The sequence below is a fragment of the Leptothoe sp. ISB3NOV94-8A genome, from assembly GCF_043421595.1.
GTDB classification, from domain to species: domain Bacteria; phylum Cyanobacteriota; class Cyanobacteriia; order Phormidesmidales; family Phormidesmidaceae; genus Leptothoe; species Leptothoe turfae.
On record NZ_JAXSQW010000001.1, the window covers coordinates 6,813,450 to 6,830,000 of the forward strand.

Annotated in this window: 15 protein-coding genes and 1 tRNA gene; 7 read left to right on the plus strand and 9 right to left on the minus strand. The window is 48.2% G+C overall.

What is annotated here, in order from left to right:
- Nucleotides 1-128: 128 nt before the first annotated feature.
- On the plus strand, nt 129-467 hold the full coding sequence (locus SPB21_RS29355; protein WP_499868491.1) for a DUF433 domain-containing protein: 339 nt from the start codon (nt 129-131) through the stop codon (nt 465-467).
- Nucleotides 468-584: 117 nt separating this feature from the next.
- Here the strand turns inward: SPB21_RS29355 and SPB21_RS29360 are convergent, their stop codons facing one another.
- Nucleotides 585-1,556: an NAD-dependent epimerase/dehydratase family protein gene (locus tag SPB21_RS29360; protein ID WP_499868493.1), complete on the minus strand. Its 972-nt coding sequence runs from the start codon at nt 1,554-1,556 to the stop codon at nt 585-587.
- A gap of 316 nt (nt 1,557-1,872) precedes the next feature.
- On the opposite strand from SPB21_RS29360, the gene SPB21_RS29365 reads away from it, so the two are divergent.
- Nucleotides 1,873-2,976 (plus strand): fatty acid desaturase, encoded by a 1,104-nt coding sequence (locus tag SPB21_RS29365; RefSeq protein ID WP_163695770.1) that lies wholly within the window; start codon nt 1,873-1,875, stop codon nt 2,974-2,976.
- Here SPB21_RS29365 and SPB21_RS29370 read toward each other — a convergent pair.
- The 3 genes from SPB21_RS29370 to SPB21_RS29380 form a co-directional block, all read right to left on the minus strand.
- Entirely contained in the window at nt 2,955-4,097 is a 1,143-nt protein-coding gene (locus SPB21_RS29370; protein WP_499868495.1) for a hypothetical protein, read from the minus strand. The genes SPB21_RS29365 and SPB21_RS29370 overlap by 22 nt on opposite strands.
- 125 nt (nt 4,098-4,222) lie before the next feature.
- On the minus strand, nt 4,223-5,506 hold the full coding sequence (locus SPB21_RS29375; RefSeq protein ID WP_163664788.1) for an aminotransferase class I/II-fold pyridoxal phosphate-dependent enzyme: 1,284 nt from the start codon (nt 5,504-5,506) through the stop codon (nt 4,223-4,225).
- Between the two features lie 124 nt (nt 5,507-5,630).
- Complete coding sequence (locus SPB21_RS29380) at nt 5,631-6,755, minus strand: aromatic ring-hydroxylating dioxygenase subunit alpha (protein ID WP_499868497.1); 1,125 nt, start codon at nt 6,753-6,755, stop codon at nt 5,631-5,633.
- A gap of 419 nt (nt 6,756-7,174) precedes the next feature.
- On the opposite strand from SPB21_RS29380, the gene SPB21_RS29385 reads away from it, so the two are divergent.
- From SPB21_RS29385 to SPB21_RS29395, 3 genes are read left to right on the plus strand one after another with little or no spacing between them, the layout of a single operon-like run.
- The gene (locus tag SPB21_RS29385) at nt 7,175-8,386 is read left to right on the plus strand and encodes an MFS transporter (RefSeq protein WP_163664792.1); all 1,212 of its coding nucleotides are present in this window, start codon (nt 7,175-7,177) and stop codon (nt 8,384-8,386) included.
- Nucleotides 8,387-8,399: 13 nt separating this feature from the next.
- The gene (locus SPB21_RS29390) at nt 8,400-8,882 is read left to right on the plus strand and encodes a hypothetical protein (RefSeq protein WP_499868499.1); all 483 of its coding nucleotides are present in this window, start codon (nt 8,400-8,402) and stop codon (nt 8,880-8,882) included.
- Nucleotides 8,879-9,775 (plus strand): hypothetical protein, encoded by an 897-nt coding sequence (locus SPB21_RS29395; protein WP_499868501.1) that lies wholly within the window; start codon nt 8,879-8,881, stop codon nt 9,773-9,775. The genes SPB21_RS29390 and SPB21_RS29395 overlap by 4 nt, the downstream gene beginning before the upstream one ends.
- Nucleotides 9,776-9,862: 87 nt before the next feature.
- Here the strand turns inward: SPB21_RS29395 and SPB21_RS29400 are convergent, their stop codons facing one another.
- Both SPB21_RS29400 and glgP read right to left on the minus strand, forming a co-directional pair.
- The gene (locus SPB21_RS29400; RefSeq protein WP_163664798.1) at nt 9,863-10,720 is read right to left on the minus strand and encodes a Tab2/Atab2 family RNA-binding protein; all 858 of its coding nucleotides are present in this window, start codon (nt 10,718-10,720) and stop codon (nt 9,863-9,865) included.
- Complete coding sequence (gene glgP, locus SPB21_RS29405; protein ID WP_163664800.1) at nt 10,717-12,843, minus strand: alpha-glucan family phosphorylase; 2,127 nt, start codon at nt 12,841-12,843, stop codon at nt 10,717-10,719. Before glgP ends, SPB21_RS29400 begins: the two co-directional genes overlap by 4 nt.
- A 176-nt stretch (nt 12,844-13,019) precedes the next feature.
- On the opposite strand from glgP, the gene SPB21_RS29410 reads away from it, so the two are divergent.
- A complete protein-coding gene (locus tag SPB21_RS29410) occupies nt 13,020-14,294 on the plus strand; it encodes a valine--pyruvate transaminase (protein ID WP_490794221.1) in 1,275 nt (424 codons plus the stop codon).
- Nucleotides 14,287-14,871 carry a ribosome maturation factor RimM gene (gene rimM / locus SPB21_RS29415; protein ID WP_499868503.1) on the plus strand — a complete coding sequence of 195 codons (585 nt, stop codon included), beginning with the start codon at nt 14,287-14,289 and terminating at the stop codon, nt 14,869-14,871. Before SPB21_RS29410 ends, rimM begins: the two co-directional genes overlap by 8 nt.
- On the opposite strand, the gene SPB21_RS29420 is transcribed toward rimM, so the two are convergent.
- The 3 genes from SPB21_RS29420 to SPB21_RS29430 form a co-directional block, all read right to left on the minus strand.
- Nucleotides 14,843-15,382 carry a hypothetical protein gene (locus SPB21_RS29420; protein WP_163664806.1) on the minus strand — a complete coding sequence of 180 codons (540 nt, stop codon included), beginning with the start codon at nt 15,380-15,382 and terminating at the stop codon, nt 14,843-14,845. The two genes, rimM and SPB21_RS29420, sit on opposite strands and share 29 nt — an antisense overlap.
- 154 nt (nt 15,383-15,536) lie before the next feature.
- Nucleotides 15,537-15,619: transfer RNA gene (locus tag SPB21_RS29425), tRNA-Leu, on the minus strand.
- A gap of 56 nt (nt 15,620-15,675) precedes the next feature.
- Nucleotides 15,676-16,548: a M48 family metallopeptidase gene (locus tag SPB21_RS29430; RefSeq protein WP_499868505.1), complete on the minus strand. Its 873-nt coding sequence runs from the start codon at nt 16,546-16,548 to the stop codon at nt 15,676-15,678.
- Between the last annotated feature and the right edge of the window lie 3 nt (nt 16,549-16,551).

Consider the following 16,551-nt stretch of genomic DNA (forward strand, 5'->3'; position numbering starts at 1 on the left):
AAACTCAATTCCCAGGAATAAACGCTAATTTTAGTATAGACTTACTACTTTGTTTGCTGCTATTTTCATTAAGCCATCGACGTTATGACATTTTGCTAGCATTTTGATGCAGTAGTTCGTATGTTCCCATGACATTCACGCTAATCGTTGACCCACCACCATTAGAAATCAATGCTGACAATGTTGTATTGGTCGGTCAAACTCGCGTTACATTAGACACTGTAGTCAGTGTCTTCAAGCAAGGCTCAACTGCCGAAGAAATTGTTCATCGTTATCCGGCGCTCAAACTAGCAGACGTCTATGGGACGATTGCTTTCTACCTCAATCACCAGCAGATGGTGGAAACCTACTTAGCCGAACGTCAAACCCAGGCGGAAACTGTACGGGAATTGAATGAAACACGCTTAGACCCCCATGGTATTCGCGATAGACTACTTGCCCGTAAGCATGAACAGAAAGCATGCTAAAGGTTACCGATGCAACCATTGGTCAAGTGATTGAAGATATTTTGTTGATTCTTGGCTGTATCGCTAAGGATGAATTAGAAGGACAGATTCTATACCTAACTCTCTAGCTGTATATCTTCAATCTGACGTTAGCTCTTTAGCAATACCGGTCAAAATGTCAGGGATTGTTCGGGGCTGCCAGCCCAGGTCTCGCATGGCTTTTTCACCACTGATGCGGACACAGCGATCGTAGATATAGTGGACTAACTCATTATTTAGAGGCGCATTCCAGGAAAATAGATTGCCAATGGGGTCTAAAATACCGCCAATGGCTCTAACCAATGGTTTGGGTGCATCAGCTGGAGCGCTTACCCCGACTGCATCGCCTAGAATCTTGAACATTTCGCCAATGGATAGTTCTCCGGCAGAGATGATGAAATGTTCGCCAGAGGGAGCTTTTTCCGCAGCCAGCACCATAGCTTGAACCAGGTCGTCGACATGGACGATGCCAGTGATGCGATCGCACCCCGGCCACAATGGCAGCCGCCCCTTCAAAAACAACTTAATCACCGGCCCAAAGTGCGGATCATCCGCCCCAAAAATTCCCCCCGGCATCAAACTTACCGCCGCAAACCCATCGGTTACATGCTGATTCACCAATTGCTGCGCCTTGTACTTGGTCTCGTCATAGGCGGACGAAAATCCTGTTTGCGTACGCTGATAGGTCTCATCAATCACCTGACCAGCCGTATCACCATAGATGCCAATGGTGCTGCAATAGATCAGTTTGGGAGGATGATCTTGAACCCTGATCGCCCCCAAGACTGTACGAGTCCCTTCCACATTCACCCGCTCCATCCTGGCCGCATCCACAATACCCAAATCAACACAAGCAGCAATGTGAAACACCACATCCACCCCTGCCATCGCCTGACTAAGTATTGCTGCATCAGTAATGTCACCGTAAGCTAGTTCAATATCCATGTTTGCGAGCCGTGACAGATCGCTCGTGCGGCGAACTAAGCCAATGACCTTATGCCCCTGGGAGCTGAGCAGCTTAACTAAATGGGAACCAGTGAAGCCATTTGCTCCTGTAACAAGTGCTTTCATGCGTTTGCTTGATGCTTTTTAGTAAACCTGATGAACCCAAGGGATCTAATGCCAGTGACTCTGGGCTTAAGCTGTTATCGTAACGGAAATCTCGTCGTTTTTATGGATTGTACAACCGACACAGCTGCATTAATAAAGCAGCTAAGATGAGACAGCTAAGACAACGTTGAACTAATAACTCAGCCATCATCACTAATTTCATTTATTCAAATGAGTAGTTTTGGTTTACCTAAAACCAAAAAAACGCTGAATAAAAGATTGCTTTTCTACTTTACATATTTACCTAAAGCAGGATGCTTTTAGAGTATCCCATTGAATGAAAACAACAATTGAAAAGTCTGACTTTGTTCTGACTCCCTATATGCAGAGCAATAATTGGCGTGCTACATATCAGGTCTTAAACACGCTGATTCCATACATTCTTCTATGGGTTTTAGCCGTAAAAGTTGCCAAAATCTATATTTGGCTCATACCTCCAATCATCATTCTTTTAGTACTTTTCTCATTGCGCTGCTTTTCTTTAATGCATGATTGTGGACATTACTCACTTTTTCGGTCTAAAAAAGTCAATCGAGTCGTTGGCTTTATTTTTGGTCTTGTTAATGCGATGCCCCAATATTGGTGGTCGCGAGACCATGCGTATCACCACAAAACCAATGGTGATTGGGAGCGATATCGAGGCATTGGCGATTTCTTATCGACTAAAGAGTATGCTCAGCTGACTCCATCAGAGCAAAATTTATATAGGATGCTTAGACATCCATTGATGGCATTTCCTGGTGGCTTTTTCTATCTAGCCTTTAAACCCAGAATAATTTTCGTTTTGGGTATTTATGATTTTATTTGTCATGGCTTTAGTTGCTTAAGGTCTACGCCTAAAACGAGCTGGTCGGCTATACTTTCTTCCCATCAACCGAAGCATTGGTCTACAGCTGCTGAGTTTTGGGATATCTTGCTCAACAATATTTTTGTGGTTAGTAGCTGGTTTTTACTTTGTCGTTGGCTAGGGACAGGATTTTTCTTGGGAATTTACTCCGCTGTACTGACGCTCTCAGCGGCAATTTTTATCAATGTCTTTTTTGTTCAGCACAATTTTGATGGAGCCTATGCCCACAAAACGGAAGGCTGGGACTATTTAACGGGGGCTATTGAAGGCAGTAGTTATTTAGAATTGCCCACTATTTTAAAGTGGTTTACGGCTGATATTAGCTATCACAATATCCATCATCTTTCTGAAAGAATTCCTAATTACAATCTGAAGGCATGCCATCAGAAAAATAATCATCTTCTTTTAGATTCAAAGACAATTAAGATGAGCGAAATGTTGGACTGCGCTCAGTTTATTTTGTGGGATTCTGATGCTAATAAATTAGTATCTATCGAGGCATTTCACCGTGATCAGGCTAATACCTTTTCGTAAATTCGATAGGTTTTGTAGATGGTGGCTCCGGTGCTTTCAATGATGTTTCGCGATCGCATGTTGTCCTCATAGACCCAAGACAATTCGGAACGCTTATAGGGGGGATTTTTCTCTGTGCCCCCCTTCATGCCTAAATACACCACTGCCAACGCCACCATGTTGCGACTGTATTCCGGTAGCGTACAAATAGCCAAAACCCTTGCTTGGTCAATCTTGCGACGAAACCAAAGAAATTTGAGAATACCAAAAATATTAAGCTTGCCCTTCACATGCTTAAGGGCAATGTTGTAATCCGGCAGAGCCATAAAAAAGCCAACCATTTTGTTGTCGGAGTCTTTTTTCGGGTCTTCTGCAATCACGAAAATATCTGTATCCACCAGAGTCTGCAGCTCCCGCGCCTCCACCATAAACTCCTCTTCAGTGCGGGCACTAGAACTCCAGTTATGGGCAAATGCTGTGGTGAACAGCTCGTAAATTTGACGACAGTCTTGCTCAAATGTTTTGCCTTTAGTATGGATGGTGCGAAACTTAATGCCAGCTTTCTGCGCGATCTTATAACCCCGTTCAAAGCTGTCGGGTAAAGGTTGATCCAGCGGTAAATCATAGGCGTAGACATCCTTAGCCTTGTGCCAGCCGTTAGCCTCCATGATGTCCAGATAATACTGAGGGTTATAGGGCATCATCAGCATCGGGTCCGAATCAAACCCATCTGCCAAAAAACAACAGTTATTATGGGTCGATAGATCAATGGGACCGCGAGCTACAGTCATGCCCTGCTGTTTGAGCCAGTTGGTAGCCTCATCTAGCATTGCCTGACCGATGTTGTGATTGTCAACGCATTCAAAAAAGCCCATGAGCCCAACCGATTTACCTTCACGTTCAATCAGGCGATCATTAACAGCCGCAACCACTCGACCTATAGGCTGTTCATTGTGGTAAGCAACAAACTGCTGGAGCTTGCCGTATTGAAAAAATGAATTCTCCTCTGAAAACTGTTTAGCCGTACTCGACTCGATGGGGGCAACCCAATGAGGGTCATTGCGGTATACGTAAGATGGGACCGCGAGAAAGTCAGCTTTGTCTTTGGCGGTAGTGACCGTCTTGATGGAAAAATTACGCATAGCTGGGAAAGTCGGAACTGGGGAGTAGAGAGTAGGAGATGAAACCAAAATAAAGCCACATCTTGAGGAATAAAATTGAGTTTATTCCCCCATTACCTATGCCCTACTCCCTATTGCCTTTTTACCTAAGCGTACTGAGCAACCGCACCGCCAAGCTTCTGACGGACAGCAACCATGGCTTCTATTAGCCGATCCATTTCGGCTTGGGTATGAAGCGCATTGGCCGTAATCCGTAAGCGAGGCTTAGCAATAAACCAGATGGCCGAAACCCAAATGCCGTGTTCTTCCATGAGGGCGCGAGCAAAGGATTTGGGATCTAGGTCAGGGGGAAGCAATACGGGGACAACGTTAGTCTCACCGATGGCGTCAAAACCAGCAGCAATCAGCTTAGAGCGCAGATAACGAGTATTAGACTGCAACTTAGCCACGCGTTCTGGCTGACTGCGTACCTGGCGGATACTCTCTAATGCTGCTGCGGTGACTGGTGGGGGAAGAGAAATAGTACCGATGGAGGTGGGGGACACATCCAAAAGGTCAATGAGCTCTCGGTTTGAGGCACTAATGGCGGCACCTGCGGAGCCTGCAAACTTTGAAAAAGTCGTCATGATGATGGGTACAATGCCACGGTCAATCACAGACTGGGGAGTAATTCCAAAGTGGTCGTAAATGCCTTCACCTTTTCCACCAATGGCACCACTGGCATGGGCTTCATCCATGACCACAACGCTGCCGGGGTAGTCTTCCATGATGTCTAACATGCGGGGCAGCGGTACCACATCACCATCCATGGAAAAGACCGCGTCAGAAATTACAATCACCCGGTCATCAGGACGCACATAGCGGCGCATCTTACGCTCTAGATCGTCCATGTCACAGTGACGATAGGCTTTGACCCGCACCTTGGGACTATGGCCGAACATCTTACCTGAGCGATTATCGGCATTAACCACGGCTGCAATAATGCAACCGTGGTTCAGCACGTCGCTAAAGATAATCGTCTCACGGGTATGCTGGAACCCTTGAACAGGTACTGCTAGATGGCAAAAACCATCCATTAATGCCTGTAAGGCCATCCATGCATTAAGAAACAACTGAGTATGGGGCAAATGCTTGAAAGCAGAAATTTCCTCCTCTAGCTGACGATGTAAGTCAATGCGACCACTTAGGACTGAACAAGAGCTGTTTGAGGTGCCATAACGACGAATGGAGTCGATAGCAGCCTGTGTGACAGCATCATCTTGCGCCATACCTAACACGTCGTTGGTACAAAACGTCAGAACCTGATGCCGTTTACCAGTTCCCTGTTCTTCTACATCAATCTGATTGCCATTTTTATGGTGGCAAATAAACTTGTCAGGGTATAACCCGCTTGCATGTAAACGCTGCACGTAGTCATTAACGACTTCCACAATTTACTCCTCATCACCTACATTGAGCATATCAATCAACCAAGGTCTGAGCCTAGAAAGCCGATGAACCTATAGGTACAACAGGCCTTGGCAACGGAGGCTTGGGTATCCCCAAGCGGGCGAATCACACAAGCATACCGTTACTAACCTCCTGAGATGGTGGGATAGAAGACTCTTTGGCTGCTTCTAAAGAAGATGAATGCGAAACTTCTAAATGCTCATATTGACTGACTATGACTCTTTGTAGAGCAATAATTGCTGGATTAACTTCGACGTAGTTGCGATGCGGGTCGATGGAGTAATTACGTTGTTCACTTTCCATCATTTCTACGTCTTGATGTAGAAACTTAAGAAAAATACTGTTCAAAATCACTTTTTCGAGCATTCTGGCTACGGGACCCGTCAGTAACCATTGGGGTAGTGGCAGCTTTAGGAACATTAGAGAAAAGGATTTTGTTTCGGTGGGGCCGATGGGCAACCGCATCAGATAAAGCGAGGAAACTGACTCTAAGGCGGTTGCATAGTGGGGGTATTGATAACGGATAGAGACGGTGCGGGTGGTACTGTCATTGCCTTTAGTGCCCAATCCCAGAAGCTTACTCAGAAAGCCCTTATAAGAGACTTGGTAATCGGCTGATACGCTGTTGTCATCTTGCTTTAAATTGAGCAGCTTGGGGTCATACCAGCCCTGCAGATCTTTGTGTAAAAACCCATGGAAGACGTCCATTGTATTTTCATTACAAATGGAAAAATGGGCCTGAAAATGTCCAGGAATACGCACCATAAACCAGCCTGGCTGATTATATTGAGGTACTTCTGGTAAAGGTTGGTGTTCAGCTAATTCAGCATCTCCTGGAAAAACCCAAACAATGCCATAGGCTTCGCGAGTAGGGTAGCGACGGGCTTGGGCACAGGGTAACTTTTGTTCCTTTGGGTAGTAAGGGATGCTAACACACTGACCCTCTTGATCAAACTCCCAACCATGGTAGGGACAGACCAGATTGTTGCCGTGAACCTCTCCTTGATGCAGTTCTACTCCTTTGTGGGGACAGGCATCCGCTAGCGCGTTAACGTCTCCATTGGCATCACGATAGAGCGCCAAAGAAGATTCCCAAACTCGGACAGATACTACTTCCTCGGGCTTGAGCTGATCAGCCCAAAAAACTGGATACCAATAGTTAGGGTTGATACCAACAGCACGTGCGCGGCGATATATGGGTTGACCTTTGAGAACAGTAGATGCTTCCATCTTCTAAAGCTAGAATTACAGGTTAAAAAATTATCATCATTAAAGTCTTTCCACTGTACGAGACCTAACTTGATTTTTGCTGAGTAAAGCCCTAGTAAACTCAGATTATCGACTCAAATCGGATTTCATTGTGATTGCAGTATGACGGTAGTCAACATCCTACCGATGCGATTTAGTGACGCTTCGATAACTGGCAATGAAGTCCAATAAAAATATTTGAGCCGTCGGCTACAACATGGACAGCCACCTCAAATCAAAGTAGAGATATGCACGTAACAGCATTATTAAGGTTAGGTATAAGTTTTTGCTTATACCTAACCTTAATAACCAGTTATGGGTAATGTTAACATCTATTAACTTGTCGCGAACGACTGGCCCGTGGAGGTGCGTTTCCTGCAAGTGTTACTGTGTTCCCCCCTATGACCACTGTCTATCAGAAACCGGTTCCCCCTGAGCTAGAACGGCTTGATAAATTACCACCCCCCTCATCGCCACGACGCCAGTCTTGGCAGGTGTTGGCTGTTCTGATGATGGCAGGCTGTTTGTCGAGTGCGGCTGGAGCCATCGTTGCACCCGTTTTTCCAGAAATTGTGGCTCAGTTTGAGCTGAGTAGTCGTTGGGCTGGAGTGTTAGTGAGCACCCATACGCTGACTACGGCTCTGGCTAGTCTTGTATTTGGTCTATTGGCAAGTCGCTTAGGCAGTGTGCGTATTTTGATATCTTGCCTGCTGGGGTATGCGATTGTTGGTAGCCTGGGTGCATTGGCCCAAGGTTTTTGGGGGGTTTTGCTGTCGCGGGCGCTAGTGGGCATTGCTAGCGGTGGCATTGGGGCAGGCAGTATTGGTATTTTGAGTAATCTTTATGATGGCGAAGCTCGTACACGCATGATGGGCTACGCTACCAGTGCCTTAGCTACGGCTACGGTTATTTTCCCAATTTTGGGTGGCTGGCTGGGGTTATACCATTGGCGCTGGGCTTTTGCTCTTTATGGCTTAGGGGTACCAGTGGCTCTGGCGGGTTTGTTGGTGTTGACTAAAGGAGGTCGCCGTGCGTCTGGTATGCCTCAAACTGGGGAGATTGGCAAAACTCTTCAGCAGAGTAGTGTGTTGCTGCTTTTGCTAGCTCTGGCGACAGCCTCAGCCATTTTTTATGTAGTAGTTGTATATGCACCGCTCTATCTCAAGGAGACGATCGACGCATCTTCCTTGTTAAACGGCTTTGTGTTATCTGCTCGTTCAGTAGGTGCGGCGGTGATTGCAGCGGTAGGTGCAGCTAAGGTTTCAAAACGGTTGGGAGCTGGTGGTGCGATCGCATCTGGCTTTTTCCTGATGGCCATTTCGTTGGCGACTATCCCTAATGTGCTCTCTCCGCCGTTAATGCTACTGGCCGGGTTGCTCTTTGGTTTAGGGTTTGGCTTGGTAATGCCAAATTTCTACAGTGCGTTAGCCGATCTATCCCCTGATGCCCAACGTTCAGGATTGCTAGCCATTGGTACGGGTTGTGCCTCTCTTGGTCAGTTTGTCTCCCCGTTCATTTTTGGTCCAGTGTGGGCCGCCGCAGACACCAACGTGTTTTACATAGCGGCAATTATCGCTGCTACAGTAGGTGGGTTGAACTGGATGTATCGATAAAAGCGAACGTTTGATGATTCTTAAGCAGTCGCTGCTGAACTTTCTCAAAATAGGGGCCATTCCCCTACTGTTAACTGGGGTTGCGCTCAGGCAAATCATACTGGTGCAAACGCTTGGTCTGAGTCCGTGGCATGGGGGTGGTTTTGGTATGTTTGCCTCCATTGACCGTGACGAGCGTCGTGTCATTAAAACCCGTCTAATTGATTGCCAGCAGCAGCAAGAAATCATGTTGCCTGAGCTGGTGGCTGCATCGCCTAAATTTTTGAAGGCTGAAACCTATATTCATGTCAGCACCTTTCCAACACTCCAACAGTTAAGCCGCGTGGGCCAGCGTCTGCTTTCAATAGATTCTCAGAATCCTATTGCTGAACTTTATGGGGAAAATCGTGAGCAGGGTTGCAATACTAAAATTCAGCTACAGGCGTGGCGCTTGGTGTATGACGGTAAGACCATTGTCTATGAGCCGATTGCTGATCCGGTTGAGGTTGAGCTATGACCTGGGTCAAACAATGGAATCAATGGCTAGATAATCTGCTAGAACCGCCAACTTATTTGCTCGTACTGCGGCTGACAACGCTGCTGCTGCTGCTGCATGGCATTGATCACTGGCTGTGGACCATGTTGCCAGAAAAGCTTTTAGCGGCAGCTATGTTGCTCAATCCAAGCTTGGTGCGTCGGCCCTGGGTATGGCTAGGCATGAGCGCATGCCTTGTATTTAATAACCTTTGGCACTGGTCTACTTTAGTCAACCACGAATATCTCTACACTTACTGGGTGCTGGTGTGCACCATTGCAGTTTGGAGCCAAAAGCCTAAGCAGGTACTGAGCTGGAATTCTCGCTGGCTGATAGGGTTATGTTTCTTGTTTGCCACCCTTTGGAAATTCATCGGTGGTGAATATTTAGACGGTTCCTTTTTGCATCTGACATTTTTGTTGGATAGCCGTTTAGCCATGGGGGCTGTTCTCTTTGGTGGGTTGAACCTGACCACCCTTGCCGAGAATCGTCATATTTTTGAAACCATGCAGGCGTCAGCGGCTGTGTTAAATCCGCAAGAGCTAGCCACAACACCTCGTATGGCTGCTGCGAGTTTAGTGCTGTCCTACTGGACGATTTTGATTGAGGGGCTAGTCGCGGCTAGCTTTTTGCTAAAGGTGCCCCGTTGGCTGTATCAAAAGCGAGATTGGACACTCATAGTGTTTGTGATTACGACTTATGCTGTGATTCCAGTGATCGGGTTTGGTGCCCTACTAATGGTCATGGGGTTAATCCAGGCAAAAAGTAGTTTTATCGCTCGTACTTATTTAGGGTTGCTAATACTGATGCCTCTTTGGATGCCCTTACCCCAGGGGATATTTTGGTTGATCCAAAAAATATTTTTCCATGTGTAGGGATAGTTAGTCTTGGGTGTAGAGACTAACTATGGAACGTCTCTACACCCAAGATCCTCTGAGAGGCACCATGGTATGGCTAGGGGATTAACCGACCTGTGTATCCGGCGATTCTTGTAATAACCACAAACCGCTATAGGTCATGCCTGAATCATCGGGGCGGATTAGCAGAAAATGTAAGCCTTTGGACGTTACTTTGCGTTGTTCAAAGGCATTGGCTGCACCGCGTACATCGCTGTCTTCAAAGGTGGTGAGGACGAAGCGATCGCAAAGTCCCGCTTCCAAGATCAGTCCATCCGGCTGACCCGCTATATACTGCAAAAATGCAGGTTGCGTCGAATCTAACCACTGAGTCAACGCCATGGAGCGCTGACCACCATCAATCACTACACCCGGAATGAGGACCGTGCTAGATAGGCCAATTTCCAAAGGTAGTAGCTCTTTGGGGATGGAACGCACCGGTATCGCTTCGTATTGAAACCGCAGCAGATCGGCGTTGGATAGACCCGCAAACCGCCACGTTTCACCCCACAGATTATCTGGCAGAGGAATTGGTGTCGATCGCTCAATGGCAAATGGCGAATAGGCTTCTCCCGTGTAGGTTTTGAGATTTGAATACCAGGCGTTACGTTGCCGCAGCCATTGTTTTAAGGTAGGTAGCCTCCGTTGGGTCCCTACCGGGATATCCAATTCTCGACAGGCTACTTCCGTTAGGGTTTGGGTCTGGGGCCGAAAGACCTGTAGCACCTTGGGGCGATAGCCTGCTCGGTGGATGGCCTGCTTAATCTGATGACGTAGCCACATGGCATCGGCTTCAGGCTGCGGGCAGGTTTCCCCATAGCTGAAATCCATGTTTGGAGTACACACAAGTAACTCCCATAGGGGCTGATTGTCTGTGTTTTTTAAGGGGCGTCGGTAAAAGTCGAGTTGCCAGGGGGGACTCATGAAATATAGAGCTGGTTGACGTAGTCAGACACCATGCGATCGCTATTGAAAATAGGTGCAATGGTACGGATCGAGGCTTTCATTCGTTTTACCCAGGCGCGAGGAACGTGGTTGCGATCGCAATCATAATAAAGACGCACAATCTCCCGTTCGAGCTGGGAATAAAATGATTCTGCATCTATCGTATCTTGAACGTCCTGATCTCTTGTTTCCGCATCTTCACCAATTGTCCAGCCGTTGAGGTGGAGCTTGTAGCCTTCACACCACCAACCATCCAACACACTGAAATTAATGCCGCCATTGAGGGCTACTTTCTGACCGCTGGTGCCAGAGGCCTCCAGGGGGCGACGGGGCGTATTTAGCCAAAGATCAATGCCCTGGACCATAAGCTTGGCCGTATACATGTCATAGTCTTCGATAAAGGCAATGCGGTCTCGCAGGTCTGGGTGACGACTCCATTCCATGACTCGCTGGATGATGCGCTTGCCAGCGGTATCGTTGGGCCGAGCTTTACCGGCGATGATTAGCTGTACCGGTCGCTTCTGATTAGAGAAAATTCGGGTGAGCCGACTGAGGTCGCGAAAAATCAGGTCACTGCGTTTATAGTCGCTAAATCGTCGGGCAAAGCCGAGGGTGAGGATTTTAGGGTCCAGCAGACGCTCTACTGCATTGATGTCATCGGAGCATTCTTTGCGATCGCGCCTGGCCTTAAGCACCCGGTCTCGCGTGTAGGCAATTAGCCGTGCTTTAAGAATTTGGTGCCGCTGCCATAGACGTTCGTCGGGAATATGTTCAATTTTGCTCCAAGTTTCTGGATCGCTGATGCGCTCGGCCCAGTGTTTGCCTAAATAGTCTTGATACAGGTCTTCTAAAAGTGGGGCAATCCAGCTGCGGGCATGGATGCCGTTAGTGACATGACCAATGGGGGCTTTTTTGTCTGAGCGCTCGGCGTAGAGGTTTTGCCAGAGCTGTCGAGATACCTCACCGTGGCGCTTGCTCACCGCATTAGCCGTCCGGGTCAGCTGTAGTGCTAAAGCCGTCATGCTAAACACGTCAGGACTTGAGGCTTGATGTCCTAAGGCCAAGAATTCTTCACGCTCTAGTCCCAATCTGGGCCAATAATCGGCAAAATAGTTCTCCATCATCCCCACGGAAAATGCCTGGCCTGTGGGCACTGGTGTATGTGTTGTAAAGAGGGTGCGATCGCACACATAGGATTTGACATCATCTAGGGTGCCGCCCATTTGTTCGAGTTCAAACCTGGCCAATTCCAGTAAAGCGAAGGCTGCATGCACATCATTCAGGTGATAGATGGCAGGCTCAATGCCCAACGCCTGCAGCATACGTACACCGCCGATACCCAAAAGCATTTCCTGGGCCAATTGCTTATCCGGGTCACCACTGTAGAGTTGGGCCGTGATGTGTCGGTCTTCACTATCGTTTTCAATAATGTCTGTATCCAACAAGTACAGCAGACTACGACCAACTTGCACCTGCCATACTTGAGCTTTAACCATGCGCTGGCCAATGATGACCCGAATTTTGAGCCGTTGCCCATGCTCATTGCATACCGGAATCAGCGGCAGATTTTCAAAGTCATTACTCCTGTAATGACTTTCTTGCCAGCCACTGCGATTAAGGCGCTGGGAGAAATAGCCCTGGTGGTATAACAGGCCCACACCCACCATCGGTAGCCCTAAATCCGAGGCTGATTTGAGGTGATCGCCAGCTAACACGCCCAAACCGCCACAGTACAGCGGTAGAGATTCATGAATACCGTACTCGATGCAGAAATAGGCAACTGGGTTATCAGAGGTAATACTAGGGGCTACTTCTTGAGCCCAGGTATGGTCTCTATGGAGGTAGGTTTGAAACTCAGCGGCTAGGGTTTGTAATCGTTTGAGGTAGTTTGGATCTTCTGCAAGCTGCCACAGACGTTCTGGAGTAATCGCCTGCATAAGCGCTACAGGATTGTGCTGACAGTCTTGCCAAAGGTCAGGGGCCAGCACCCGAAATAGGGACCCACGCTCAGAGGTCCAGCTCCACCAATAGTTATAAATGAACTGGGTTAAGGGTTTGAGTGGAGGAGGAAGCTTTGCACTGAGGGAGCGACGAAGATTCATGGGTGAAGGAGAGGTAAATAACAGAGGCACGGATCAGTACCTAATGTGGGCAGAAAAATAGCTGAGACTTGCTGCGGTATAGTAAACCAGTCGTAAATCTGTCTTTTAATTGTGTGCCCTGCCTATGACGGGGCAACGATTGTAGCGATTAATTTAGCCTCATAAGGCAATAGTTCATGGCTCCAGCACTTACCCAGTTTGGTCAACAAATGTCCCACCTCACAGGGGTGCGGGCAATCATGAAAGATATCATCGAAACCCTTCAGTCGGGACAGTCTGCAGACTTTATTAACCTAAGTGCAGGCAATCCGGTAATTTTGCCTGAGGTTGAGCAGCTGTGGCGCGACTGCACCACTGATTTATTGGCCAGTTCAGACTACGGCGAGGTGGTGTGTCGCTATGGGTCTAGCCGAGGCTATGAACCATTGATTGATGCGATCGCAACTGATTTTAATCAACGCTATAACCTGAGCCTCACCGCCGAGAATATCCTGATTACCCCTGGCAGTCAGTCGCTGTACTTTCTGGCTGCCAATGCCTTGGGTGGCTACACCTCTGAGGGCAAACTCAAGGAAATTCTTTTACCCTTAAGCCCTGACTATACCGGGTATGGTGGTGTTTCGCTTTATCCCGAGGCTGTGCGAGCGTATCGACCCACCCTGGAGGTGGATGCTGCCGCCCATCGGTTCAAATATCGCCCCGACTTCAGCCAGCTGACGGTAACTGAACAGACCGGGTTTGTGCTGTTTTCTCGACCTTGTAATCCCACAGGCAATGTTCTCACCGACGAAGAGGTGCAACGCATTGCCAGTCTGGCGGCCAATGTCCCCGTCTTTATTGACTCAGCCTATGCTCCCCCGTTCCCGGCCCTCAATTTTACTGAGATGACGCCGATATTGACGCCTAACGTAGTTCACTGCATCAGCCTTTCAAAAGCCGGATTACCCGGTGAGCGTGTAGGCATTGCCATGGGTGATGCAGCGACCATTCGAGTGCTGGAATCTTTTCAGACCAATCTCTGTATTCATTCCTCTCGCTATGGTCAGGCGATTGCTGCCCGTGCCATTGCCTCAGGGGCTTTAGCTGACATTGCTAAGACTGTGATTCGTCCCCACTATCAGCAGAAATTTTCAGTCATTGAAGCTACTTTAGACGAGACGATGCCAGATGTTCCCTGGTACCTACACCAGGCAGAAGGTTCCATATTTGCCTGGCTGTGGCTTCAGGATCTCCCCACAGATGATCAGGCGTTTTATCAAGCCTTGAAACGTTACGGGGTGATTATTGTCCCCGGTAGTCCATTTTTCCCTGGTCTGCGTGACGATTGGACCCATAAACACCAGTGCTTTAGGATTAGCCTGACGGATACCGCAGAGCGAATTGCGATCGCAATTCGTCGTTTGGCCCAGCTAACTGAGGACATTTACGGGCAGTCGACAACCCATGCCTAACAACTCTCAACCCCCAATCGACTGGCTCACCATTGGCCGTATTGTTGGTGCCCATGGCTTGAATGGCGAAGTTCGGGTCTATCCCGACAGTGATTTTCCAGAACGCTTTGAACAGCCGGGCGAGCGTTGGTTGCTCAAGCCAGGAGCCGCTAACCCAGAACCCATCAAGCTGGTGAAGGGGCGGTTTCAAGAGGGTAAAGGCCTGTATATTCTCAAACTGGCTGGTATCAATTATCGCAATCAAGCAGAGGTACTGCGTGATGCACAGCTGTTGATACCCGCTGACGATCGTTTGCCCCTTGAACCGGGGGAATTCCATGTGGGCGATCTGATGGGACTAGCCGTGATCTTGCAGGAGACTGGAGAGCAAATTGGGTCGGTAATTGATGTGTATCGAGCCGGTAACGATTTGCTGGAGGTCGCTTTAGCGTCAGATCAGCCAGAGGAGGCTACCAAAGATAACGGACAAATAAAAGCGCGAACAGTGCTGATTCCGTTTGTAGAAGCAATAGTGCCGGTGGTTGATTTAACGCAAGGGCGTGTTGAGATTACTCCACCGGGTGGCTTAATTGATTAGCGTTATGCGGCTGTCGGTTGTCGATAACAAGTCCTGCCGCTTGGGCCTGGCTGGTTAGTAGTTGCCGGATCCGTTCGAGGGTTGTAGGGTCATCAATCCGTTGCTCCTGGTAACCCCGCTGCCATACAGGAGCTCCTGGTACGCCTCTGACAAGATTGATGCGCTTAGCAGCTGCAGCTTTGAACCCAGCGACAAAGGATGAGAGGGCACGGGGTTTTGGCTGGCTTTGCTGCAAACTGTAGCTACATACAGATTTTGCGTCGCTTTGGATTACGGCGATTAATGCTCGTACACCATTGGGGAGTACTGTCCAATGGTCTAGCTCAATATCACGCTGATGGGCTGCGGCTATCTGTTGCCATTCGTCTGCAGCAATTTGCCCCGAAGGATTGAGCTGTGTATGTTCTCCCAAAACATCACCAAATAGACATTCTTCTTGATGGGTTAGGAGATGAACGTGATAAAACGTGGCGTTGTGTGGGGAGTGACCCAACTGGAATGTACTAGCCAACCTTCCCTCAGTGCCTATCCAGGCATTGCATTGTTTTCCGTTGGTCTAGATTTCCCAAAGATGAGTATAAATTCTCGTCAGAATGCAAAGTGTGGAGATGTTCTATGAACATCTCCACACCAAAAAAATGACAAGAATGTTGACCAATATTCAATGGGCAGAGCGAGACTCGAACTCGCATGACCAAAGGCCGCCACATTTTGAGTGTGGTGCGTCTACCAATTTCGCCATCCGCCCGAATAGCTTTAATATTATACAGAGTTCAGCCGCCTCTGTAACCCCCTTTTTCCCATTTACCAGTTTCGCCAGCCGCCTTTGGCATCTTCATTTAGTTGCAGACGGCGTGTTTGTAGTAGCTTTTGATAATTGAGGGTGTTATGCCATTGCATGATTTCCTTAGCACGTAGCACTGGGACGGGGTGGGTCAGCTCCTGGGTGCGTAATTGTTTGAGAAAAATTGCCAGTTGGTCATAGTTTAAATCTTCGTACGCGTTTGCTTGAGCGAGAAATGCGTCTAAGTTGAGTTGAGGGGAGAGGGTGGGGGAGCCTCCCGTTAATTTCATCAACACCGAGGCCACAACTCTGGATTCCTGACTGACTAAAAGGGCGGCGCGATCGCACGTAAACTCAGCACATCGCACCCATTCCAGAATCTGATTTTGTAGATTTTGAGCCAATACTGGACCCAACGGTAGCTGACTGGCGGCCAATGTCAGCAAATTAGCCAGGGTCAAATATACGCCATGGTCACATTTGAGATGCCCTAGTTCATGGCCAATGACTGCCTGCAGTTCCTTGGCATTCAGCAGCTCGATCAATGAGGTGTGCACCACAATAAACGGCTGCTTACCTCGCATGGCAAAGGTATAAGCATTGGGAACGGGATGCTGCTTCACATAAAGTTGAGGCGCTTCTATGTCTAAAATTTGACAAGCCTCAACCAAGAGCTGATGGATGTCTGGTAGCTGTTGGGGGCCCACCAAAACACTGGTCGCAATATTTTCTAGATAAAAAAATTGCTCTGCTGTGGGACGTAGCAGAGCGCGAATGGCCAAATCTAAGCCTGGTAGTTGCTTAAGAGATTCCGTCGCCCGTAGATCGAGGGGATGGCGAAAATGGTTAGCTCGTAATCCGGTTAAAATGCATTTCTCACCCACGCCATCCATCTC